At 50.2% G+C, this 22,320-nt stretch carries 22 protein-coding genes; 10 read left to right on the forward strand and 12 right to left on the reverse strand.

Annotation, left to right across the window (positions count from 1 at the left end; translation table 11 throughout):
- Window positions 1–7: 7 nt before the first annotated feature.
- Together MTH_RS02230 and MTH_RS02235 are read right to left on the reverse strand one after the other, a co-directional pair.
- Complete coding sequence (locus tag MTH_RS02230) at window positions 8–889, reverse strand: substrate-binding domain-containing protein (RefSeq protein WP_010876118.1); 882 nt, start codon at window positions 887–889, stop codon at window positions 8–10.
- A gap of 136 nt (window positions 890–1,025) precedes the next feature.
- A complete protein-coding gene (locus MTH_RS02235; protein WP_010876119.1) occupies window positions 1,026–1,298 on the reverse strand; it encodes an ATP cone domain-containing protein in 273 nt (90 codons plus the stop codon).
- Between the two features lie 100 nt (window positions 1,299–1,398).
- On the opposite strand from MTH_RS02235, the gene MTH_RS02240 reads away from it, so the two are divergent.
- Genes MTH_RS02240 through MTH_RS02250 form a run of 3 tightly spaced genes read left to right on the forward strand, consistent with a single transcriptional unit; the run spans window position 1,399 to window position 3,471 of the window.
- Window positions 1,399–2,604: an HAD-IC family P-type ATPase gene (locus MTH_RS02240; protein WP_052261156.1), complete on the forward strand. Its 1,206-nt coding sequence runs from the start codon at window positions 1,399–1,401 to the stop codon at window positions 2,602–2,604.
- Complete coding sequence (locus tag MTH_RS02245; protein ID WP_010876121.1) at window positions 2,601–2,873, forward strand: H+-transporting ATPase; 273 nt, start codon at window positions 2,601–2,603, stop codon at window positions 2,871–2,873. Before MTH_RS02240 ends, MTH_RS02245 begins: the two co-directional genes overlap by 4 nt.
- Entirely contained in the window at window positions 2,866–3,471 is a 606-nt protein-coding gene (locus MTH_RS02250) for a hypothetical protein (RefSeq protein ID WP_010876122.1), read from the forward strand. The genes MTH_RS02245 and MTH_RS02250 overlap by 8 nt, the downstream gene beginning before the upstream one ends.
- Before the next feature lie 220 nt (window positions 3,472–3,691).
- Here the strand turns inward: MTH_RS02250 and MTH_RS02255 are convergent, their stop codons facing one another.
- The 10 genes from MTH_RS02255 to MTH_RS02280 all read right to left on the reverse strand — a co-directional run bounded on the left by MTH_RS02255 (window position 3,692) and on the right by MTH_RS02280 (window position 13,657).
- Window positions 3,692–3,973: a hypothetical protein gene (locus tag MTH_RS02255; RefSeq protein ID WP_010876123.1), complete on the reverse strand. Its 282-nt coding sequence runs from the start codon at window positions 3,971–3,973 to the stop codon at window positions 3,692–3,694.
- Window positions 3,970–4,122 (reverse strand): hypothetical protein, encoded by a 153-nt coding sequence (locus MTH_RS09735; protein WP_158296322.1) that lies wholly within the window; start codon window positions 4,120–4,122, stop codon window positions 3,970–3,972. The genes MTH_RS02255 and MTH_RS09735 overlap by 4 nt, the downstream gene beginning before the upstream one ends.
- Window positions 4,123–4,607: 485 nt before the next feature.
- Entirely contained in the window at window positions 4,608–4,802 is a 195-nt protein-coding gene (locus MTH_RS09320) for a hypothetical protein (RefSeq protein WP_052261157.1), read from the reverse strand.
- A complete protein-coding gene (locus MTH_RS09325) occupies window positions 4,781–5,311 on the reverse strand; it encodes a DUF3320 domain-containing protein (protein WP_010876125.1) in 531 nt (176 codons plus the stop codon). Before MTH_RS09325 ends, MTH_RS09320 begins: the two co-directional genes overlap by 22 nt.
- On the reverse strand, window positions 5,280–8,753 hold the full coding sequence (locus MTH_RS02260) for an AAA domain-containing protein (RefSeq protein WP_010876126.1): 3,474 nt from the start codon (window positions 8,751–8,753) through the stop codon (window positions 5,280–5,282). The genes MTH_RS09325 and MTH_RS02260 overlap by 32 nt, the downstream gene beginning before the upstream one ends.
- 16 nt (window positions 8,754–8,769) lie before the next feature.
- Window positions 8,770–9,384 carry a DUF4011 domain-containing protein gene (locus tag MTH_RS09330; protein ID WP_010876127.1) on the reverse strand — a complete coding sequence of 205 codons (615 nt, stop codon included), beginning with the start codon at window positions 9,382–9,384 and terminating at the stop codon, window positions 8,770–8,772.
- 63 nt (window positions 9,385–9,447) lie between these two features.
- The gene (locus MTH_RS02265) at window positions 9,448–9,774 is read right to left on the reverse strand and encodes a hypothetical protein (RefSeq protein WP_048060829.1); all 327 of its coding nucleotides are present in this window, start codon (window positions 9,772–9,774) and stop codon (window positions 9,448–9,450) included.
- Entirely contained in the window at window positions 9,774–10,085 is a 312-nt protein-coding gene (locus MTH_RS02270; RefSeq protein ID WP_143485737.1) for a hypothetical protein, read from the reverse strand. The genes MTH_RS02265 and MTH_RS02270 overlap by 1 nt, the downstream gene beginning before the upstream one ends.
- Window positions 10,086–10,235: 150 nt before the next feature.
- Window positions 10,236–11,147 (reverse strand): ribonuclease H-like domain-containing protein, encoded by a 912-nt coding sequence (locus MTH_RS02275; protein ID WP_010876130.1) that lies wholly within the window; start codon window positions 11,145–11,147, stop codon window positions 10,236–10,238.
- Window positions 11,148–11,188: 41 nt separating this feature from the next.
- Window positions 11,189–13,657, reverse strand: a complete 2,469-nt coding sequence (locus MTH_RS02280; protein WP_010876131.1) for a DEAD/DEAH box helicase — start codon at window positions 13,655–13,657, stop codon at window positions 11,189–11,191.
- A gap of 143 nt (window positions 13,658–13,800) precedes the next feature.
- On the opposite strand from MTH_RS02280, the gene MTH_RS10175 reads away from it, so the two are divergent.
- The 7 genes from MTH_RS10175 to drmB all read left to right on the forward strand — a co-directional run bounded on the left by MTH_RS10175 (window position 13,801) and on the right by drmB (window position 22,308).
- On the forward strand, window positions 13,801–13,929 hold the full coding sequence (locus MTH_RS10175) for a hypothetical protein (protein WP_276324386.1): 129 nt from the start codon (window positions 13,801–13,803) through the stop codon (window positions 13,927–13,929).
- Window positions 13,930–13,936: 7 nt separating this feature from the next.
- Complete coding sequence (locus MTH_RS02285) at window positions 13,937–14,251, forward strand: hypothetical protein (RefSeq protein ID WP_143485738.1); 315 nt, start codon at window positions 13,937–13,939, stop codon at window positions 14,249–14,251.
- A 145-nt stretch (window positions 14,252–14,396) separates the two neighbouring features.
- Window positions 14,397–14,903, forward strand: coding sequence for a thermonuclease family protein (locus tag MTH_RS02290; protein WP_143485739.1), 507 nt, complete (start codon window positions 14,397–14,399; stop codon window positions 14,901–14,903).
- A 65-nt stretch (window positions 14,904–14,968) separates the two neighbouring features.
- Window positions 14,969–16,210 (forward strand): DNA cytosine methyltransferase, encoded by a 1,242-nt coding sequence (locus MTH_RS02295; RefSeq protein WP_010876134.1) that lies wholly within the window; start codon window positions 14,969–14,971, stop codon window positions 16,208–16,210.
- Between the two features lie 122 nt (window positions 16,211–16,332).
- Window positions 16,333–16,860 carry an endonuclease III-like protein gene (locus MTH_RS02300; protein WP_010876135.1) on the forward strand — a complete coding sequence of 176 codons (528 nt, stop codon included), beginning with the start codon at window positions 16,333–16,335 and terminating at the stop codon, window positions 16,858–16,860.
- A 1-nt stretch (window position 16,861) separates the two neighbouring features.
- Complete coding sequence (gene drmA, locus MTH_RS02305; protein ID WP_010876136.1) at window positions 16,862–20,569, forward strand: DISARM system helicase DrmA; 3,708 nt, start codon at window positions 16,862–16,864, stop codon at window positions 20,567–20,569.
- Between the two features lie 5 nt (window positions 20,570–20,574).
- Window positions 20,575–22,308, forward strand: coding sequence for a DUF1998 domain-containing protein (gene drmB, locus MTH_RS02310; protein ID WP_238374275.1), 1,734 nt, complete (start codon window positions 20,575–20,577; stop codon window positions 22,306–22,308).
- The last annotated feature ends 12 nt before the right edge of the window (window positions 22,309–22,320 follow it).

A 22,320-nucleotide genomic window follows, 5' to 3' on the forward strand; every position in this document is an offset into this window, starting at 1 on the left:
ACTGTTTTTAGCTTTTTGGTTCCTCCCCTCCGAAGAGGGCTGTGAAGAGTGGCTGCCCGTATTCAGCCTTCCCGTACCCGGCTATGAGGTTCTGGCATTCTTCGCTCATGAGGAACTCAACGAACTTCTCTGCGGCGTCGGTGTTCACGCCCTTCACCCTTGCAGGGTTGATGGTTACTGCTGAGTATACATTGAGCAGTGATTTATCCTCTGTCAGGTAGGCCACGAGGGTTGTTCTGTTCCTGTAGGCGAGGTATGTCCCTGAATCTGTGAGTGCGTAGGCCTTCTTCTCGTTTGCAACCCTCAGGGTGTCCGCCATTCCGCTTCCGGTCTCAATGTACCATGCTGATCCGTTGACGGTGCTGTTGTAGTCTGTTACGTTCTTCCATATCTTTATCTCCCTTGAGTTTGTGCCTGAGTTATCGCCCCTTGATACGAACTTGACCTTCTCAGGGTTCTTCTCTGCTCCTTCAAGTATCTTTCTGAAGGCATCCTTCCCTGTTTTCGCATCTTTAATACCTGCGGGGTCATCAGCAGGTCCCACGATGTAGAAGTAGTTGTAGGCGAAGGGGTATCTCTTCACACCGTATCCATCCTTTATGAATTCCTCTTCCCTCTTCTTATCGTGGACTATCAGGAGGTCTGCATCACCCCTCTTTCCGCGTTCAAGGGCTATCCCGGTTCCACCTGAAACTATCTGCACATCTATGTTGGGGTATTTCCGCTCGAAGGCTGCCTCAACATCCTCAAGGAGGCCGGTGTCCTCCAGGCTTGTTGTGGTGGATATTCTGAGTATTTCTCTATCTCCATTGCCTGAGATTGCGTAAAATGCTATTGCTATGATGATGACAGCTGCAATGGCTGCCAGTGCAATGTATTTCCTGTCCATGGTCTTTAACCTCCATTAACTCAGAACACCTATATCGACATGGACATATATACATATCGGTTCTGTGAAGGAATGAGAACATGGGATCGTCCTGAAAGATAAAGAAGGACTACTCTGAGGGAGTTATTCCCAGAACCTACTTCTTGTACTTCTTCTCAAACCTTCTCCAGGACTTTGCAATGTATGGTTCACACCTGTCAAGCTCGGTCAGGAGACACGCCCGTATTGTATCGCTCTTTATCTCCTCTTCAACCTCTATCTTCTTTTTAACGGTCTCGTAGACCCTCTCGATGATCTCCCTCTTCTCCTCAGGACTGTAACCGGCATCAATGGCTGCCTTCTCCAGTGATGCCCTTATCTTGGATGGTTCATAGGGCTCCCTGAAACCCCTCCTCTTTATAACATTCATGTTATCACCATTCCATATATCTCTCTCCCCAATAATGTATTTTTTCACTGAACATCAGATTCATGGACAAACTGATAAAGATATCCGGAAGATGCAACATATGATAATGTTGATGACCCGATGGAAGAATATATCAGAGATAAGAACGGAGGAGGTTCCTGATGAACTCGAAACATCCGTTAACGGCCTGAAAGAGGCTGAGATCAGAAAGAGGCTGAATATTCACGGTCCCAATGAGATCCTCTTTAAAAGGCCGATGGCTCTATTAAGATTTCTTAAGCAGTTTCAGAGCCTCCTAGTCTACGTCCTTCTTATGGTGGCGATATTCACAGCGGTTATAGGTGAATGGATTGACACCGTGGTAATAGCCAGAGTCGTGATCCTGAATTCCACAGTAGGATTCATACAGGAGGGAAAGGCCTCTGAAGCCATAGAGGCCCTCCAGAAGTTCACCTGGTCAGAATCCGCTGTAATCAGGGATGGTGAGAAGATCAGAATCCCCTCAAGGCTCCTCGTACCCGGTGACATAATAATAACTGGTGGTGGAGAGCGATCTCCGGCCGATATAAGGATACTGGAATCAAAGAACCTCCTTGTGGACGAGTCAGCCCTCACAGAAGAATCAGTGCCTGTTGAAAAGGACTCTGATCCCCTCACCGATGAGGATATTGAGAGGGGTGAGTTCAGGAACATCCTCTTCAGCGGTACCCTCATAATGAAGGAGAGGGGCATGGGCGCTGTAATCTCAACAGGCCCGGAAACAGAGCCTGGAAGGATAGCAGAAACTGTACAGAAGGTTGAAGTCAAAACCCCTCTTCTTAAAAAAATTGACGAATTTTCACGCACCATAACCATTACAGTAATTATCCTTGCGACCCTTAACTTCACTGCAGCACTGATATTTGGTTATGAGACCGTTTTCTCATTCCTCACCTCAACATCCCTGGCCGTAGCACCCATACCTGAAGGTCTGCCTGCCGTGCTAACAGTGACCCTTGCCCTTGCAGTGAGGGCCATGGCTGAAAGAAATGCCATAGTTCGCAATCTACCATCCGTTGAAACCCGTGGGAGCGTTACAGTGATATGCTCAGATAAAACAGGGACACTCACCAGGAATGAGATGACTGTAAAATGCATATACGCCGGGGGTGTCTTCTATGAAGTTGAAGGGACAGGATATGACCAGGAGGGCAAAATAAAACGGAAAGGAGTGGAGATCACAGAGAATCCAGGACCCCTTGAAGATATTCTCACCTGTGCACTGAACTTTAACAATGCATCAGTTGAGGGGGGTGCTTCACGGTGACCCCACCAAGGGAGCCCTGGTGGTTGCAGCCCATAAGGGGAATAAGGACACTGAAGGAGAGAGCCGATGAAATACCCTTTGACTCATCAAGGAAGTACATGGCTGTCCTCACAGAGGATGGGACCATCTACACCAAGGGGGCTCCTGAAAGGATAACTGAGATGTGCAGCCATGAGGCTGGTGATGAGAAAAACGTGGAGATTGACAGAGAAAGGCTCATGGCAATAGAAATTGAGAAGTACCTTATGAGAAGGTGGAAACATGAATGAATGCCCGGAGAACAGTTCATGGAAGCTGAAACTTCTAACATCGATCAGGATCCTTCTGGTGGTGATGGGTGTTATCATCGTGGTCTTTGGAGCGGGGGGTACCAGGGTCTTCGGACTCATAACCCTCATCGCGGTTGCAGTTGTCTACCTCCCTCCCCTCAGGCACCCCCATGGTTTACGGGTCATCCCGGTGGAGATTGAGATACTCTTCCTCACGGTGGTTGCACTGGAGTACATCCTCGGCAACACATTAGGCCTCTACGGGAGGATAGCCTACTATGACAAGTTCATGCACTTCACCGTCCCATTCATAGTCGCACTGATAGGCATGATGCTCATCTACACGGCCTACGTCTATGGAAAGATAAGGACCAGCCTCCTGATAATGGCCTTCCTCATAATCTTCGTGACCCTGGGACTCGGCGCCCTCCTGGAGCTTGTTGAGTACGGCTACGACCACTACCTCTATCAGCACATAGAGCATGTCCTGCCGACCGGTCCCACACAGGGGTCCCCTGTAATGGATCCCCTCGCTGATACCATGTTCGACCTCCTCACAGACCTCCTGGGCGGGGTATTCGGGCCGTTACCGGCGTGATACTTGTCAGAAGAGCTGAAAGGAAAAACTACTGCCTTGAATGGGTTGATGGGGTGGCAAGGTTTGAGGGAATCGACGAAGAGAATAATCAGAATTAAGGTTGTCCTGTGAATACCTCTAGTATGGCTGCTGCATGGACGTTGAGGTGTAATGGGACCATCCAACATCGCCAGATACATGAATCATTGCCTTCTCTTCACAGATCTCATCAGAAGAAGAATTAGAGGGGCTTTAGAATGTCCCTTTTAAGTTCAAAGGAAGCTGCGAAGATGAATGCCATCATAACAGGGAGGAGGCATATCTTAACAACCTCAAGTTCTGGGAATGGCAGAAATTCCTTTATGAGCCTCACAAAGAGGAGTATGCTGCCAGTCAGGAGGGCCATTGATACAAGAGCCCAGAGACCGGAGGCGAACCTTGTCATGAAATAATTCTTCACCGAGAGTACAGCTGCAAGCAACATGAAGATGAAGGCCACGGTCTTCATGATTAAGATTATCATTTCTCAGCCCCCAGTTTTCTGTTTGAAATGAGGGCGGCATAGAAGAAAAGTAATGATGCTAACATTATGAAAAACCATTCAACCATCCTGAAGACATCAAACTCTGATATCTCCCTCAGAAAACCACAGATGCTCGCTATGAACAGCAAGAGTCATGTAGATCCATCTACTCTCCTGCATGGAGACCCTCAGCATGTAGATGGAACTCAGGCCTGTTATAAACGCTGATATGAACTGGGCAACCTGAAATTCACGTCCAAAGGGTATCACACTACCACCAGGGATATATCTGCAATCAAGCTAATTTTTTGCCCAATACAGAACCACATCACTGGAGGTTTTCAGGCCCACACCAGCTGACGCCTAATGGTCCTCATGCTCAGGTCCAGTGAGCTATGTGTTCCAGAGCCGAATACATGTTAAGGGCCTGTTTCCATCTACTGCATGAGTTACACCGCATCTCCTGACCGGAATTCAATCCATGCATCCTATCCAGGATAAGGTCTGTGAGGGACTGTTTATGCGGTTGACGCCTTCATGTCTCTGGTAGATGAAAACTGTGGTCCAGTAACCCCCAAGATGATATGATTGAATGGGGGATTCATTTCAGCCCCCAGCTGTCTATTCCCCTAGATCAGACGAACCTGACACCTTCATCATCAACCACAATTTCGCCCCGCCTTGCCATGTCCTCCATGACCCTCCTTATCCCAGAGGCCGTCCTCCTGCTGGTATTCTTAAAGCCGAAGATCCTCGATACACGTGTTATAACCTCATCCATATCAGAGGTTGACCTGAGGGCAATCCTCACCGCCTCCTCGATCTCCATGGGGGATATGAGGGAGATGTCGATCCTTCCACTTCTCCTTCGAACCGTAACAGGCATTGAGTCTGAGAGGAGAGGAATTCACCGTTTCTCTTGATGTTGCCATTGTTCTCTGCCATCTCAATGGCAGAGTTGATTATGCTCCTGACCCTCCTCCCGGCCCTCCTCAACCCGCATGACTCCCTTATACGCCTTATAACCTCCTCCACGTGGATACGACCCTCCATGGATACTATCTCACTGACAACAGAGGATATTATGGGTGTGGGGCTCCGGTAGAGGTCATCCGGTTCCCTGAGCTTGTCGGTTTCATACTCAACATACTCTGCCGCTCCATCCATGGGGGGTTCCTGGTCAGGACCCCCTGACTCTCCCGTTACCTCAAGACCCCCGGAATCATCAACCGCAGGTTCATCCACCTCATCAACAGCCTCTTCCATATCATCCGGTTCAACAGCCTCCTGTTCAGTTTCAGGAGTCTCAGGTGACTCCTGGCCATACGGGCTCCTCAACAATCTCCTCGAGTCTATCGGAGACCTTCCTCTGTGTCTCCTCACGGTTCCTGTACCAGTCAGAGGACCAGAGGTGTATGATCTTCCATCCGAGGTTCCGGAGGATCTCCTCCCTCAGCCGGTCCCGGTCCCTTGCAACCTCGGCCCGGCTGTACATCTCACCATCGGTGAGTATCCCTGCAATGTACCTGCCCGGCTCATCAGGATCCTTCACCGCGAAGTCAACACGGAACCCGGCACATCCAACTCCCCTGTCAACCTCGAATCCCGCATCAACCAGGAAGTCATATACAGAGTCCTCAAACAGTCCCTGTGAGGTGTCAGTGGAGTCTGATTCCAGGAACCCTGTCTCAGCGTACCTGAGGAACCTCTTGAGGGCCCTGACACCGAAGGGTGTCCCAGGCCCGGTTCTGAGGTCCGAGGACCTGAAGTTCGTGAAGACCACACACTTCTCACGGGCCCTGGTGATGAGGACGTTCAGCCTTCTCTCACCACCCTCCTGGTTGAGGGGCCCGAAGTTGAGGGACATGCGGCCCCTCTCGTCGAAGCCGTAGCCCACACTTATGAATATCACATCCCTCTCATCCCCCTGTATGGTCTCCAGGTTCTTTATGAAGAAGGGCTCATCGGTCTCCTGGTTTATTATCCGTTCAAGTTCAGGGTTCTCCCTGAGGCGGGCCTCCAGGGCCTCCAGTATGGCGTTCATCTGGGCCACAGAGAATGTACCGACCCCGAGACTCCTTGAGGAACCGTACCTCATGAAGTGTTCCTCTATGGCGTCAACCACCGCCGCGGCCTCCAGGGGATTGGATGACGTCCTCCCACGCTCATAGACCGTGTCCGGGAGGTAGACCAGGTGCAGTCCAAGTTCCTCGTCCTCCCTTGCAGGGGACGGATAGACCAGGAGCCTGTTATCATAGAACTCCTGGTTGGAGACCGCTATGAGGGATTCATGCCGGCTCCTGTAGTGCCACCTGAGCATCCTCACAGGGAAGCTCCTCTTGCAGAGGTGCAGTATGCTCTCAATGTCCGCAGCGGTAGCCACATCCTCTGAGTCTTCCTCCGCTGATATCATCTGGTCAAAGAAGCTTGTAGGTGGGAGCTGGTTGGTGTCACCCATCACCACGGCCGTCCTGGCCCTGAGGAATGCCCCCAGGGCGTCCTCGGGTTTAACCTGTGATGCCTCGTCAAAGATCACTACATCGAACTGAAGCTGGCTGCTTCTGGGGTCAAGGTACTGGGCTATCGAGAGGGGGCTCATCATGAAGCAGGGCTTTATCCTCTTTACAGTGCCGCCTGCAAGTTTCAGGAGCTTCCTTAGAGGCATATGACCCCTTTTACGTGTGAACTCCCCGCTGAGGATGCTCTCCTCTGAGTTGGGGGCCGCACCCCCAAATACCGTGGGCATGTTACTGTTGAGCTGGTGTATGAGCCTCTTCCTGTTGAGCTCGATTATCCTGGAGTCCAGCTCCCTGAACTCCCTTATCTTGGCCTCGTGGAGGTCACCTATGAAGGTGTAAAGTGTGGGTATCTCCCTGAAGGCCCTCTCAAGGAGTGCATCTGCAAGGTTGCCCTCCATGGCAGGCCTTATATCATCCATGCGGATTATACCCGACTCTATTATGGGTATGAATGCAGCCCCCCGGGTCTTCATGCAGAGCCTCTTCTTCTCGAGGTACTGTGACCAGAGGGGAAGGAGGTTGAGGGCCTCACTCCAGGCCTTCACCCTTGACCTCCAGGCCCTGAAGGGGACGTCCTCTGGCATGGAGTTGAAGAGGACATGGGCATGGGTGTTTATACCCTTCTGGAGCCTTGAGAGTTTGTCCTCAAGTTCATTGTAGATTTCCATAATCTCCTCAAACTCAGAGAGCAGTTTCTCACCATCAAGGCCCCGGGAGATGCACTCAAGGGTCCTCTCTGATATCATTCCATCACTGTGGAGGTCCCTGAACCTCACTATCCACTCTGCGGTGGCCCTGAGGTCCTCGAGGGGTGGGTTCTCAGGGTTCCACATTGAACCGAAGAACCTCTCAGCAACCCCGCTGTACCTCTCAAGTTCCTCTCTCAGGCTCATGACGTCCATGAGGTTCTCAAGATCCTCAACAACCTCGTAGTCGTTCTCAGGGGCCCTGCCAACATACAGGGCGTCTATCTCATTCCTTATCTTCCTGTACCTTCCGCTCAGGAACTTTATGCGGCTGGATGACTCCTTCAGGTAGTCCCTCAGGAGGGCCTCCAGGTCCACTCCATGTACAGATTCATGGAACCTGTCCAGTATCTCACGCTTCCTGGTGTAGGACTCCAGTTTATCAAGCAGGGTGAATGCATCAGCCCTGTAGCGGTCCCATATACTGGATTCCAGAACCCCCAGGTCGAAGGGCCTTGACTCCGCAACCACAGAGACAACCTCCGCGAGTCCCCGGAGTTCGCCCGGGGTCTTAACCCTCATGAACCCGTATCTTTCCTGGAACTCCCTCAGGGATGCTGTTAACCTGTCAGCGGTCTTCATTATTGATTCAAGGAGTATTTCAAGTTCCCTGACATCTGAGGGTAGCATCATACCGGGATCGGTGCCGGACCAGGGGTTTTCCTGGAGTGGCGGGAGGAGTTCAGCCAGTTTCGCCAGGTTTCTGAGTTCAACCAGGGCCTCATCCCATTCATCGGGTGTTATGGTCTCGGGGGATGGTATCCTGACAAAGGGGAGCTCACCGTTGAAGTACTTCTCTGCACGCTCCTTCATCCCGAATAGCTGGAAGGGTGAAAGCTGTATGCTGTACAGTGGTTCGTGAAGGGCGCGACGATACTCGTTGAGTTCATCACGGAGCCTCTCCATCCTCCTGAACTCCCTCTCTGCCTCGGGCCTATCTGCCTCTGCCTCCATGAGGGTGGCTTCCAGTTCATTGAGGACGTCCTTCTTACGTGCCTTGTGGGAGTGGAGTTCAAGGCAGAACCTCCCCAGTCCTATGGAGTCCAGCCTGCTCTTGACAACCTCAAGGGCCGCCATCTTCTCACTCACAAAGAGGACCGTCTTGCCTGAGGCCATCAGCTCCGCTATGAGGTTCACTATGGTCTGGGACTTCCCGGTGCCTGGTGGGCCCTCAACCACAAGGTTCTTACCTGCCTTCACATCCTCTATGACCGCGATCTGGGATGAGTCAGCATCCACGACATGGTAGAGGTCCCTGTAGGGTATGCTGTCTATGTCCACCTCCTCGCTGTCATCGTCTATCTCAATGGAGAAGAGGGCCCTGAGGAGGGGTCTGTCCACTATCTCATCCCAGTTGGGATAGGAGGAGGGGTCCAGGTCCATGTACATGAGGAACTTGGTGAAGGAGAAGAATCCGAGCTGGACCTCATCGGTGACACCCCACCCCTCCATTGATGAGACAGCCCCCTCGACGCGTTTAAGGTAAGCTGAGACACCCCCCGGAGAGGAGGGCATGGTGAACTCTGGCAGCTCAACACCCTCCTCCCTGAGCCGTTGCCTGGAGGGACATGTTGGTTATGATCTCACTGCCATCCCAGCGGAGTGAGAAGGATGAACCCGCCCTCCTCCTCTCAAGTGACACGGGTACCAGGACCAGGGGTGCTCTTCTGATGTCCGGTTCCCCCTCTGTCCTCCACTCCAGGAAGCCAAGGGCGAGGTAGAGTATGTTGTAGCCCTGCTCCTGTATCATGGTCCTGGCCCTCTGGTTGATGTAGAATAGCCTCCTCTGGAGTTCGGCCTCTGTCAGGGCTGTCTGGAGTATGTTCTCATCCTCCACCTCCATCAGGTTCTCTTCAGGAGAGATACCCTCGGGGGGGACTTCCAGTTCATCGCTGGGGCTGTTCTCACAGAGGATGGGACCATCTGGATCCAGGGTTTCTTCCTCCTCAATGCGGGGTGCGAGCTTCATCTTTTTCCGGTTGAGGACAAGGTAGCTGTATATGTACTCAGGGTCATGGTTCACCACCTCAACCGTCCTGGACCTTGGTCTGAAGTTGAGGAGCTGGTTCCTCATTGTGAGGTCAAGGAGTTTCTCCCTCAGATTCTCAAATTCCCTTTCAATGATTTCCCTTGCAGATTGATCCATTCAGATTCTCCCTCATTTCTGTTCCATAGAAGTCTTCAGGATGTTCACATTAAGGATTCTATCCTAGATATTCCTCTCCGCCGGCACCGTTACTGTGGCCACCCTGTAGAATATGTAGACGAGCACAATGTCAATCAGCCATATCATGGCGGCGATGATCTCATCATTTCCCGGGATTGGCCAGAAGAGGTCTATGAGGTCCATCACCCTCGTCGCTGAGAATATTATCATTGAAACTGCGAATACGCTTATCAGGATGGCTGTTTCATCCATGTTAGAGAACAGCATCCCCAGGGCCGCCTCATCATATCGCAGATTGTTCATGAGTATCCTCGCTGAGAAGTAGAGCGACAGAATTGGAGGTATCATTACAATCCATTTCACATACATCAAACATCACCACCCATCACTGAGGATAAGAGGAACACTGAAACCAGGAGGAAGAATGCGTTGAGGTTCAGGAAACACTCAACGACAGCCTCATCCTGCCCCGTGACAAAGGTGAAGCCGACCAGTACCGTGAAGATTGATGCAAGGAACACTGATACACATATGAGCCTTGCGGTGCGTCTGTGGAGGAAAAGCATCGAGACTGCAAGTTCCCTGGCTCCTATCTGCCTGAGTATCCTGACACAGAACCCTATTATGAAAAGACCCATGAAAAGGCCTATCACCCTGTTTATCAGAACCAGCTGATCCATATAAACACCATAGGTATTATGTTCAGGGGGATATTTATCTATTCCAGTCCCCCACCATGCCATCCATCTGGATACATGGGCCACACTCCAACATGCCATCCTCCTCAGCCATGACATTACCCCTGGCCACACTCCAACATGCCATCCTCCTCAGCAGATAGCAGAGGTCACATGGGGGATGAGGAGCGCCATGTTGATGATGTCCTCACGGTTGTGCTCAACCAGGGGGACCAGGGGCCCTGGGCTGCCGGTTGAGATGTAGGTCCTGTAGTAGTCCGGGACGTGTGAGCCGGGTATGTCAAGGTCCCTCTCAGCACCCAGGATATGCCTCTCCACCGTTGACAGTTTACAGTCAGGGAGTGTGTGCCCCCAGAGTCGCCTTGAAATATGGTATAGGTCCACGTGACAGTTTTCAAGACTGTTTTCAAGGCCATGGACGGCTGACCTCCTCCTTATGTAGGGGATGTCGAAGCTTGCACCGTTGAAGGTTACGATGATGGAGTCTGGTGGTATGTGGTGGTAGATCTCAAGGACAGCCCCCTCCATTTCAGGTGCCGGTGCCAGGCGCTGCCTCACATTCATCACCCCATCCTCAATCCATGCCATGCCTGTGAGTATGACCGGCGCCCCTCCAAGGCCCAGGGTCTCGATGTCCAGGAAGGTGAATCTCTCCTCATCCACAAGACCAAGCGCACCCAGAACCCTGTAATCAGAGGATGAACAGTTCAGGTAGCCCCTGATCCCAGGGAAGTCCCCTGAATCAATGAGATCAAGGATGCGTGCTGCCTCCTCCCGGTAGATCTCATGTTCCAGGAGGTCCTCGATGGTATGGTAGCCCTCAGATTTCAGCATCCTTTCGGTTATGGAACCAACACCCCTCAGCAGTTTCAGATCAGAGAGGATGTGGGGTCTGACATCAGACCTCCTCAGCTTCACCCTCCTCTCATGGGATATCTCCAGGGCCTCAGAGCCTGCAGCGGTCACCCTGGACGCATCAAAGGTCTCCTCGAGTGATGCGCCATCATATTCTGTTACGAGATCCCATTTGAGTTTTTCAAGCACACTATACCTCCAGCATCATCCTTCAATTTTTCAGCCCCGGACTATGAGCCGTTCATGGCCCTCTCATGGAAGTAGGCCGCCATCTCAACCTCCCCCTGCCTTCTGAGTATTTCCCCCATCAGGTAGCATGCCCCTGGATTTCCAGGGTCCCTCTCAAGGACCTCATGTAGCCTTAACTTGGCATCCAGGAGGTTACCCTCACTGCAGAGCTCCTCCACCCCTGCGAGGACATCCCCATCAACCTCACTGGCCTCCCTGACCTCACCCGAGGTCTGCTCCATGAGGTACTCCAGTATCTTCACCGTCGCATCCCTGTGGAGCGGCGAGTTCTCGTTGCCGCACTTTGGTGAGTAGATACATGATGGGCAGCCCTCGGTGCAGCTGCAGGATGATACAAGTTCAAGGGTCGATGCCAGGAGGTCCCCGAAGACCTCAACACCCTTCTCTGCAAGTCCTATTCCGCCCTCGAAGCCGTCATATATGAATATAGTGGCCTCCTGTGTGTCCGGGTGCATGGGTGTGGATATGCCCCCGATATCACTCCTGTCGCAGAGGACGTGGAGGGGGAAGAGGGATATGAGGGCGTCTTCAGCCCCATGTATTCCCCCGTGGAAGGCATCCCCACCGTACATCTCCTCAACCTCATCCCTGAGGGAGTCTGGGATGGTGAACCAGAGGGCCCTGGTCCTGAACCTGAGTGGTGGGAGGTCAAGTTCCCTTTTACCCAGGACCCTGCTGTAGCTCATTACCCTGTATCCTGTGTAGTGCTCGGTCACCTCAACCTCGCCGAAGTTAACCTCAAGGTCCCCCAGTCTCCGCTGCCGGAGCTTCCTTATAATCCTGAGCTCGGTGTCCCTGAGGACACTGGTATGGTACTCAACGTCCCTCCTGTCAACGATTATCCTCCTGCCTTCAAGGTCAAAGTCCCGTACGGTGTAGGTGTTGCCGTGGTTCATGAGCACCGCACCCTCATGGGCCTCCCTGTAGGCCTGGGAGCGGCTCATGGTCTCAAGGACGCGGCCCTCACAGATGACCGTGAAGGTGTCCTGGGAGACGTCATCGAGGCCGTACCTGAACTGGGGGTCGCCGCTGCAGGTGAGACCATCTGGTGCCAGTTCAAGCTCCCCATCAGCAAGCATCTCCCCTGCAACACCCACGCTGAAGTCGTATTCCAGGAAGTCATCCAGGATTAAGGGCAGCTCGGAGGCCGCGCATGCAGTCTGGTTCCTCAGTATCAGCCTGTTCTGGAGGTCTATTATTGCATTCTCATGGGGCCTCTCAAAGATGAATGAGGGGTTCTTCATGATGTACTGGTCCAGGGGGTTCTCGAAGGCCACCAGGATCACCATGGAGTCCTTCAGGTTCCTCCCGGCCCTCCCGGCCTGCTGCCAGGTCGATATCATGGTCCCGGGGTAACCAGATATTATGACGGCGTCCAGTGAACCTATGTCTATGCCGAGCTCCAGGGCATTGGTTGCAGTGACACCCAGGAGCCTCCCCTCCTTGAGGTCGGCCTCTATCCTCCGCCTCTGCTCTGCAAGGTAACCTGCCCTGTAGGACGTCACCCTGTCAACGAGTTTGCGGTTCTCCCTATCAAGCTGCTCCCTCGTCCAGCGGGTTACAAGTTCAGCCATCTTCCTTGAGATGGTGAAGCAGAGGGTCTGCACGCCCCTCAGAACAAGGTATGAGAGTATGGCTGAGGTTTCAAGGTGCGCTGAGGGGTCACCCCTCTTCCTGTAGGGGTTGTAGAGTATGAAGTGCTTCGGACCTGAGGGTGAAGTGTCATCCGAGATCACCCTGAAGTCAAGGCCTGTGAGTTTACGTGAAAACTCGGCAGGGTTTGCCAGGGTTGCGCTTGCAAGGACGAACTGGGGCTCTGAGCCGTAGTACCTGCAGATCCTCCGCAGCCTCCTCAGGAGGAGGGCCACGTTGGAGCCGAAAACCCCCCTGTACTGGTGGGCCTCATCAATCACCACGTAGCGCAGGTTACTGTAGAACCGCCTCCACTGGTGATGCCAGGGGAGTATGCGGTGGAGCTGGTGGGGGTTGGTGAGTATCACCCTGGAGTTCTCTCTTATCCAGGGCCTCCGCTCCCTGGGTGTGTCACCATCATAGGTTGACGGGTTGAGTTTGAGTCCGAGCTCTGACTCCAGCTCCTCCAGGACCCCGAGCTGGTCCCTTGAGAGGGCCTTGACAGGGTATATGTAGAGGGCCGTTGCATCAGGGTTGAGGGTGAGGGTCTCCATGATGGGGAGATTGAAGGCCAGTGTCTTCCCGGAGGCCGTGGGGGTTGTTATGAGGATGTTCATCCCCTCCCTTATGGCGTCGAGGGCCTCCCTCTGGTGGCGGTAAAGCCTTATACCCCCTGCATCCAGGTAGTCCCGGATGTTATCAGGGATGTCTGTGGAGTCAGAGTACCTTGCTTCACGGCCAGGGATTGTCTCCACGTGTTCTATGGCATCCCTGAACCGCCAGTCCCTCCTGAACCTCTCAAGAACCCTTTTAACCATGAAAATGAATTATGGTTTAATCTTATTTAATTGTTGTCCAGGGTGCAGAATATCCGTTTATTTAATCTCCAGACTGGCGAAACAGATTCCGGGCGTTACACTTTTCCTTCTGATGAACATAATATGATACAGTGTGTATTAGGGTGTGTGACTTTAAGGAGATATGTGGCTGTGGCCATCATCATGGCCGGCCTGGTCCTGCAGCGGCCTATCTCTCAGGGGGTGGAGCCCCTGTGGAGGGTCGTGTGGCCCTGGTGGTCTTCGCGGACTAGGACCCGCATGAATTTGAAACTCAGCGCTGAGGTCACCGTGATAGGGGCGGGAGACCTCCCATCTGGCTACGATATCCGCATTGAGGATGTGAAGCCATCCTATATCAGGGGCCACGATGCAGTTATCTTCACAGGTGGAAGCGGCCTCTACAGGAGGGCGAAGTCCGGCCGGGTGGACCGGGACCTGGAGATGGCGGCCGATACAGCAGAATCAGCCAGCAGGAGTGATAGGATCATAGGCGCCATATGCGCTGCCCCGGCCATACCAGCCATGGCCGGAATCATGAGGGGGTCAGAATGCTACCATATACCCCGGCCTTGAGGGTGTCCTCTCAGAGAACGGCGCCAGATACGTGAAGGGTGACGTCGTGGTTTCAGGGAGGATTGTAACGGTACCCGCCCCTGAATCCGCCTAAACTGAGGGATACCCTCAGGGAGATGATCAGGAAGAGATGAGGTGTGCATTCATGAAGAAGTATATTTTAATTGTGATGCTTGCCCTGATGGTTGCGGGCTGCGTCTCTGAGGATGGTAACTACACATACAATGAGGGTGTCCAGGACAGCAATGTGGACAATCCTGTTAATGATTCATGGACCAGCGACTCCCAGGATAAGGTTAACGATACTGCTGAGAAAAAATCCAGTTATGAGGCATCAGGCAGCTGTTACCATGTGGTTGACGGTGACACCATAGACGTTGAGGGCGTCGGGAGGATACGCCTGGTAGGGGTTAACACCCCTGAACGTGGACAGCCAGGCTACAGGGAGGCGAAGGACTTCGTGAAGTCCATGTGCCTTGGAAGAACAGTCCAGCTGGACATCGATGATGCTAAAAGACACGACAGGTATGGGAGGGTCCTTGCAGTTGTCTACGTCGACGGTGTCAACCTCAACAGGGAGCTTCTCAGGCGCGGCTATGCCGAGGTAATGTACATACCACCCTCTGAGTTTAACCCATATGGGTGGACATAACAAAAAATAATTTAATGTGGTTAAGATAAATCATCAATGACAGGTAACCAGAGGCAGGTTCGGCGATGTCAGATGTTGTGTTGATTGACATATTTGCAGGTGCGGGGGGGCTTACTGAAGGTTTCCTTCGGAGTGATTATACATTCGTTTCACATATTGAGATGGACAGGGATGCGATTCAGACACTGGAGACAAGGGGACTCTATCATCACCTGCAGAGCGATGGTGACCCCGAGGATTACACCGAATACGTTAATGGTGAGATAGGACGTGAAGAACTATTCAGAAGATATCCTGACTTTGACAGTGAACTGTACATGAACCTTGAACTCACAGAGGAAAACGTGGACAGGGTCATAGAGACCATCAGGTCAAAGATGAATGATATGGGGACAGTTTCTGTTGATGGCATAATAGGTGGGCCTCCATGTCAGGCGTACTCATATGCTGGCAGATCCCGGAAGAACATGGAAAAGGACAGGAGAAACTACCTCTACCTCCTGTACATTAAATTCCTGAAAGAATTCCAGCCGGAATTCTTTGTATTCGAGAACGTCCCCGGGATGAAGTCAGCGCAAAGGGGCCACATACTATCTGATTTCCAGAGGAAGGTAACAGACCTGGAATATAAACTTGACTTTGAAGTGCGTGATGCATATAACTTCGGGGTCCCTCAGAGGAGAAGGAGGATCATAGTCATCGGCCACCGCATGGAAGATAAAAGGATACAGTTTGATGAGGAGAGGTATGCCGGTACAGTGAATGACATCCTATGTGATCTGCCCGCCCTTGAACCCGGCCAGGGCACAGACGGGCCCCAGGAATATAGATCCAGACCATCACGCCTCCTGAATGAGATGGGTATAAGGACAGAGAATGATATTCTCCGACATCACCAGGCGCGAAGACACAACCCGCGGGACCGCGAAATTTACAGGAGAACAATTGACGCATGGAACTCAGAGAGGAGAAGATTAAAATATACAGAACTTCCACCGGAACTCAGGACACACAGGAACACCAGGAGCTTCCTTGACCGTTACAAGGTGGTTGCAGGGGACCTCCCCTATTCCCATACCATTGTCGCGCATATATCAAAGGATGGACACTACTACATCCACCCCGACAGAGAACAGGCCCGTTCTCTGACCGTAAGGGAAGCTGCAAGGATCCAGTCCTTCCCGGATAACTACATATTTGAAGGATCCATGACCTCAAAGTACCGGCAGATAGGAAACGCCGTGCCTCCACTAATGTCTGAGAAGATTGCCCGCAAACTTTATGAAATCTACAGGGGGGACCTCTGATTTCTGAAAAGGATCTGCTGCTTGATATTCATACCAGAATCTGCGAATGGGGAAAAAAGAATTTAAGGAAATTTCCCTGGCGCGAAAGAAGAGATGACTATGGAATTCTGCTGGCTGAAATAATGCTTCACAGAACACGCGCAGAACAGGTGCTTGAAATTTATGAAAACTTTGTTGAAAAATTTCCTGATTTTAAATCGGTGTGTGAAGCGGGACAGGAAACAATAGAAAAAGAAATGGAGTCCCTTGGTCTCAGATGGAGAGCCAGAAATCTCCATAAACTCGCATGTGAGATTGAAAGCAGACACGGGGGGGCTGTTCCAAAAAACAAAAATGATCTCCTTGAACTTCCAGGCATTGGGAACTACATTTCCTCGGCGTTTTTATGTTTTTCCAAAAATATTCCAGAACCCCTTCTGGACACGAACACCGTCAGAATCATTGGTAGATTGTTTGATCTTGAGATCAGTGATTCATCCCGCAGAAAAAAGGATTTTGAAACAGTAATGAGGAAAATTCTTGAATTTGGTGACTGCAGACACCTTTCACTATCGATGATCGATTTCGGAGAGGCTGTGTGCAGAGCTAGCGATCCCCTCTGCCATGAATGTCCCCTGAAACTATCATGCAACTTTTACAGGAGATGTTAGAATGAGAAAAACAATGATTGAAGAGGTAATAAAGGAGGTGCTGGGACCACGAAGTGGCCCTGAGGAATCCATTAAAGGGGACCCCTACGATGAGTATATAACCGGTGTTATCATCCCCGCCGGATGGAGTCCCGCCATAGAAATGGGTGCTGCTGACCCCGATTCTGAAAATGTGAATACAGACATTGTTTCATCAGGAGAGGATGATGATTCTGATTATGAAAGCTCTGTATTATCAGGACCATTCACACGGCCCAGATCATTTGGTATTTCATTCATGGCACCCGCCGGTGCAAAGGAAATGGATATCTGTGTCACGTGGGGTCGATACACCAGATCCGATGATGAGAAAATGTGGAAGAGAAAAGGCCATTTCTGCATCAAAAAATTTTCACTTGAGGAGGATAACACCCGTGAATGCATCTACCGGGAAGATGATGGCAGCATAACGATCAATGTTATGATCAGGGAGGACGGAAACCGTAAAAACGTTAGGGTGATTCTTGTAAATGAACTTAAGGTCGCTCGAAGTGCTTACAGACCTGAAACAGCCTCCTGCATTTTTCAGCCATCCATTCGCATTAACGTTGAAGACCGTCCGGAAACTTCAGATGCCCCTGATGACTACAGAGATGAGATGAATTTCATTTACAGAAACAGAAAGATTGATGTGATGGGAATTCAATGCTCTGCAGTATCAAAATCATGTGAATACTCACATAACCTCAATGAGTCTATTTTATGGCCTGATGGTCTTAATCTGGCTGAAAAATTCCCTGAAATTGAAAATTTCAGAACTCCTGACTTCAGAACAGAATTTGTACCTCTCTATCCCAGTCCGATGCCATCCTTTGATGTGGAAGGGGTTGATGAACTTTCTGCAGAGAAACTTTCAGAGGCATGGAATTCCAGTTCAATTTCAGAGATAGTGAACCCCCTCATAGATGCATATGAAAGGTGGATAGAATGCAATAAAGGAATCCAGAAGTCAATGGATGGCAAAAATAAAAAATTTGCATCCGGTATAATCAAAAAACAGGAAGAAGCGCTGAAAAGACTTAAAAATGGATTGGAAATCCTCATGGATAATGAGAAAGCAAGGCTCGCATTCTGTTTTGCAAACAGGGTCATATCACTTCAGCATCAGTGGAGCCGGCAGGGTGATGATTTCCTCTGGAGACCATTCCAGCTCGCATTTTTTCTCATGAACATCGAACCCATATTCAATCCTGAATCAGAATATCGTGATGTTCTGGATCTCCTCTGGATACCAACCGGGGGTGGGAAAACAGAGGCCTATCTTGCCATAATAGCATTTACGATGTCTCTTCGCCGTCTTAAAGGTTCCATCGGCTCAGAAAATATCCAGAGATGCTATGGAACAGCAGTTATATCAAGATACACCCTGCGCCTCCTCACCGTGCAGCAGTTCAGAAGGACCCTGAGAATGATAACAGCGGCGGAGTATCTGAGAGTTTTCATATGCGACAGCGGTCTCAGGGGATGGAGACCCTCCAACTGTGATATAAAAGAGGACTGGTTATATGGTTCTGTGAGGTTCTCCGCTGGCCTATGGGTAGGTGGCGCCGTGTCTCCACTTCATCTGAGAATAAATAAAGGGGCCATTGACATCATGACCTCCTCCGGGGATGGTGGGAATGAAAGTGAGCCGGCCCAGGTCATCAGGTGCCCCGCATGCAATTCATGGTTGAGTCTGCCGGATTCTTCAGAGAGCTCCCTGCCTGCCCATGATAACACAATAATCACCGTGGTCCAGAAAAAGAAGACAGACCTCAGCTTTGAGCCTTCAGAACTCAAAAAAATGTTTCCTGAAATCAGAGAAATCAGAACTTGCAGGGACAACCTCAGGGAGAACCATGAAACACTCATCATAAAATTTGATGAAAGAGATATGGACATCCCCCGGATATCAGAGATCATGAAAGAACTTGAGAATCACTTTGAGTTCTCATCACTGAGCTGGAGAAGACCCGGCTACTTTGGAAGCTCCTTTGATAAAGGGAGGAGGAAAAAGAAATATTCAGACTTTGAAATATGGTGTCCCAATCCGGACTGTCCTCTGAATAAGGATGTTGACTGGGCGGAGGGTGTTCCCTCAGATGAGGAATCGGAGTTTCCCGATGGAAATGCCAGAAGAAAGTTTGAGAGTCCTTTTATAGAAAACAGAAGAATTCCTGTTCCTGCCTACACTGTTGATGAACAGGTATACTCAAGGTGCCCCACAGTTATAATAAGCACTGCTGATAAGATTGCGAGACTCTCCTTTGAGCCAAAGGCAGCAGCCATCTTCGGAAATGTTGATAAATTCAACATATTTTATGGTTATCACAGGGATGGGCTATATCCCATAAACACGACAAAGAGTAGTGAAGCCCATGACACTGACGTGGAAGGGTTTCTGCCCCCTGAACTGATAATACAGGACGAACTCCACCTCCTTGACGGTCCCCTCGGAAGCATCTTTGGAATCTATGAGGCATCCGTGGAATCTCTCATATGGCGTGGAGGGCTGAGACCAAAATATCTTGCATCCACGGCAACGATAAACAACGCACATGATCAGGTCAGACTTCTCTTTGGAAGGGATCTGTTCCAGTTCCCGCCACACGGCCTTGAAATAGCAGACTCATTTTTTGTTAAGGAAGAGGATCCCGGTGATGCATGGGATGAACGGATTAGCGGAAGAATTTACATGGGAATCGCCGCACCCGGAAGAGGTCCGATAACTCCCCAGATAAGGCTATGGTCCCGTGTTCTCAAAACATCTGCGGAAAACACAGGCAACGAAGCCATCAGATATTACTGGACCGTTGTCGGATACTATAATTCCCTGAGGGAACTTGGAGGTGGGATTGCATTTTACAGGGAGGACGTTGTTGAGAGGTTAAAGGAGATTTCCGTGGATGATCCTCGTGATATAGATCCCGACCCGCTGGAACTTTCAAGCAGGATTGATTCAACTGCCCTGCCCCTTGTACTTGACAGAATAGAACGCGACGGAGAACAGCCGGGAGTCCCGGCATATGATGCCATTTTCACAACATCAATGTTCGGTACCGGTGTGGATGTGCCTCACCTTTCACTCATGATTGTCAGCGGTCAGCCAAAGACAACAGGATCCTACATTCAGGCCACAGGGAGGATCGGGCGAAGACGGGGAGGTCTTGTCCTGACATTTCTGAATGCTTCAAGACCCCGGGACATGAACCACTATGAAATGTTCATGAGGTATCATGCGAGAATTCATGAAAGCGTTGAATCTGTTTCAGTTTCACCCTATTCCGATGGGGCATTAAATAGAGCCCTTGGACCAGCGACCGTCGCATTTCTCAGAAACATGCCACTGGCCCGTGTTAACTGGACAGAAGAAGATGGTAAGGTCATATTATCCGGAGAATCCTCTGAAGATATTCATTATCTGCAGGAATCCCTCACAAACCGGCTTGATAAAATATTTAACAGAAAAGAGGATGTGGAAATAATTGAAAATTTCCTTGAAGAGTGCATCAAAAAATGGAGATCTGTTGCGGAAGAAGTCAATGAACTCCGATTTTCAGAGTACATAACCAGACAACACAACGTGGTCCTTGGCACTCCATCGCATGAATATAAAAACCTCAAGACAGTTTTCAGAAATGCTCCAAATTCACTGAGGGATATTGAGGAAACAACAGGTTTCAGGGTGTAAATATGATGAATAACGTGCAGCATCTTAGAAGATCCCAGTTCATATTCACCTATGGACCTGGAGCCATACTGGAGGGAAAGAACGGGCCCGTGATGATCCCTTCACTCAACGACGGCCTGGGAAACTATTTTGGAATAGAATATCTTGAGAAGTTTGAGATTAAGGATAGCAGGCTTTCAGAGTTTCTCCGGAAAAATAAAGAGATTGATGGAACCATACGGCTATTTTCACTGCCCACCAATGCCGCCCTCTCCCTTGATGAAAACCGTCACATCTACAATACATGGCGGTTTCCCCGCTGGAAAATATGCTATGGAAGAACAGAAGGGGGACACCAGAATCCCGTCCTTTATTATGAACGTGAAGGGAAAGGCTGCCCCATATGCGGGTCAAGGAATGCCTCAGCCACCCGATTTGTGGCTGCGTGTCCTGACGGACATCTTGATGATCTGCCATGGAAATATCTCGTTCACAGTAAAGAAACCGGGTGCAATCCAGAATACTTTCACTGGAAAATTGAGGGACCATCAATTGCGGATATAATAATTAAATGTCCGGAATGTGGACAATCATCTTCCATGAGATATATTTACAGAAAAAAATTCCGCTGCACAGGCAGACTTCCTGAAAGATCAGGGCTCCGTTCAAAGGAATCATGTGAACTTGAAATGAAGATTCTTCAGAGACAGTCAACCTCCCTCAGAATACCCGTAACACTGACCCTTCTGAAAATTCCCTATAAAACCAAACTGGATGAAATACTGGAGAACGATCCAGAATTCAGGGGTAACCTGCGCGGTATTATAAACCATGCAAATAAAGAAAATCTGCTTTCAGACGTTAAGCAGAACAAAAGAAAATATTATGACACCGTTAAAGGGAGTATTGAGGACATGGGTTACAGAAGATTCTGTGAACATGTAATGGGATTCAATAGCAGGATGATAGCAGATCCCCTTGGAGATGAATTCCGGGCCCTCAGAGAAATGCGAACATCTGAAACACTATCAGTGGGAGAGCCTGTGAAATTTTCTGTTGATTCTCAGATTACCCTCAAAATTGTTCCTGTTGAAAAATTGAAGCTTACAACTGCTCAGATTGGATACTACAGGAGCCCTTATCTTAAAAAGGACGAAAATTCAGAGATAATTCCGTCAAATATTGTGAGTACAGGTGAAAGGGAAGCAATTTCCGAGTCATGGTGGTATCCTGCGTTTGAGAGTATGGGAGAGGGTCTGTTCATAACAGCGGATAGAATAGCCCCGGAATCTTCATCCTTAAATGCGCTGCAGGAGTGGGATGAAAGAAAATTGATTCATGACGAAATTCTGAGACAGAACACACCTGTGAGTCCAGAATTTGTGTGGTGGCATACACTTTCACATTCCATTATACAGGCCCTCTCGTTATATGCAGGCTATTCATCACCCTCAATAAGAGAAAGAATTTACACAGACTCCGGAGGCGCCGGTGGCATTCTCCTTTATTCATCATCGATTGGAGATGATTGCAGTATGGGAGGTCTCTCTGGATGTGCTTCAGAATCAAAATTTAAGGAGATATGGAAAATAGCAATGAATAATATTGAATTCTGCTCCAACGATCCGATATGTCATCAGAATCGGATTTCAGATGGAAATTACAACGGATCCGCATGCCACCGCTGCCTGATGCTATCAGAGACATCATGTGAACACAGGAACAGGTGGCTGGATAGGCATGCTGTTCTTGGAGATTGAGGATCTGAACTG

The sequence above is a fragment of the Methanothermobacter thermautotrophicus str. Delta H genome, from assembly GCF_000008645.1.
GTDB classification, from domain to species: Archaea; Methanobacteriota; Methanobacteria; order Methanobacteriales; family Methanothermobacteraceae; genus Methanothermobacter; species Methanothermobacter thermautotrophicus.

Bases quoted from the DNA above. Each gene is read 5' to 3' on its own strand.
- MTH_RS02230 (WP_010876118.1), bottom strand. From the start codon at position 889: ATGGACAGGAAATACATTGCACTGGCAGCCATTGCAGCTGTCATCATC.
- MTH_RS02235 (WP_010876119.1), bottom strand. From the start codon at position 1,298: ATGAATGTTATAAAGAGGAGGGGTTTCAGGGAGCCCTATGAACCATCC.
- MTH_RS02240 (WP_052261156.1), top strand. From the start codon at position 1,399: ATGATAATGTTGATGACCCGATGGAAGAATATATCAGAGATAAGAACG.
- MTH_RS02250 (WP_010876122.1), top strand. From the start codon at position 2,866: ATGAATGAATGCCCGGAGAACAGTTCATGGAAGCTGAAACTTCTAACA.
- MTH_RS02255 (WP_010876123.1), bottom strand. From the start codon at position 3,973: ATGATAATCTTAATCATGAAGACCGTGGCCTTCATCTTCATGTTGCTT.
- MTH_RS09320 (WP_052261157.1), bottom strand. From the start codon at position 4,802: ATGGAGATCGAGGAGGCGGTGAGGATTGCCCTCAGGTCAACCTCTGAT.
- MTH_RS02260 (WP_010876126.1), bottom strand. From the start codon at position 8,753: ATGCCCTCCTCTCCGGGGGGTGTCTCAGCTTACCTTAAACGCGTCGAG.
- MTH_RS09330 (WP_010876127.1), bottom strand. From the start codon at position 9,384: ATGGATCAATCTGCAAGGGAAATCATTGAAAGGGAATTTGAGAATCTG.
- MTH_RS02265 (WP_048060829.1), bottom strand. From the start codon at position 9,774: ATGTATGTGAAATGGATTGTAATGATACCTCCAATTCTGTCGCTCTAC.
- MTH_RS02270 (WP_143485737.1), bottom strand. From the start codon at position 10,085: ATGGATCAGCTGGTTCTGATAAACAGGGTGATAGGCCTTTTCATGGGT.
- MTH_RS02280 (WP_010876131.1), bottom strand. From the start codon at position 13,657: ATGGTTAAAAGGGTTCTTGAGAGGTTCAGGAGGGACTGGCGGTTCAGG.
- MTH_RS02285 (WP_143485738.1), top strand. From the start codon at position 13,937: ATGAATTTGAAACTCAGCGCTGAGGTCACCGTGATAGGGGCGGGAGAC.
- MTH_RS02290 (WP_143485739.1), top strand. From the start codon at position 14,397: ATGAAGAAGTATATTTTAATTGTGATGCTTGCCCTGATGGTTGCGGGC.
- MTH_RS02295 (WP_010876134.1), top strand. From the start codon at position 14,969: ATGTCAGATGTTGTGTTGATTGACATATTTGCAGGTGCGGGGGGGCTT.
- MTH_RS02300 (WP_010876135.1), top strand. From the start codon at position 16,333: ATGCTTCACAGAACACGCGCAGAACAGGTGCTTGAAATTTATGAAAAC.
- drmA (WP_010876136.1), top strand. From the start codon at position 16,862: ATGAGAAAAACAATGATTGAAGAGGTAATAAAGGAGGTGCTGGGACCA.
- drmB (WP_238374275.1), top strand. From the start codon at position 20,575: ATGAATAACGTGCAGCATCTTAGAAGATCCCAGTTCATATTCACCTAT.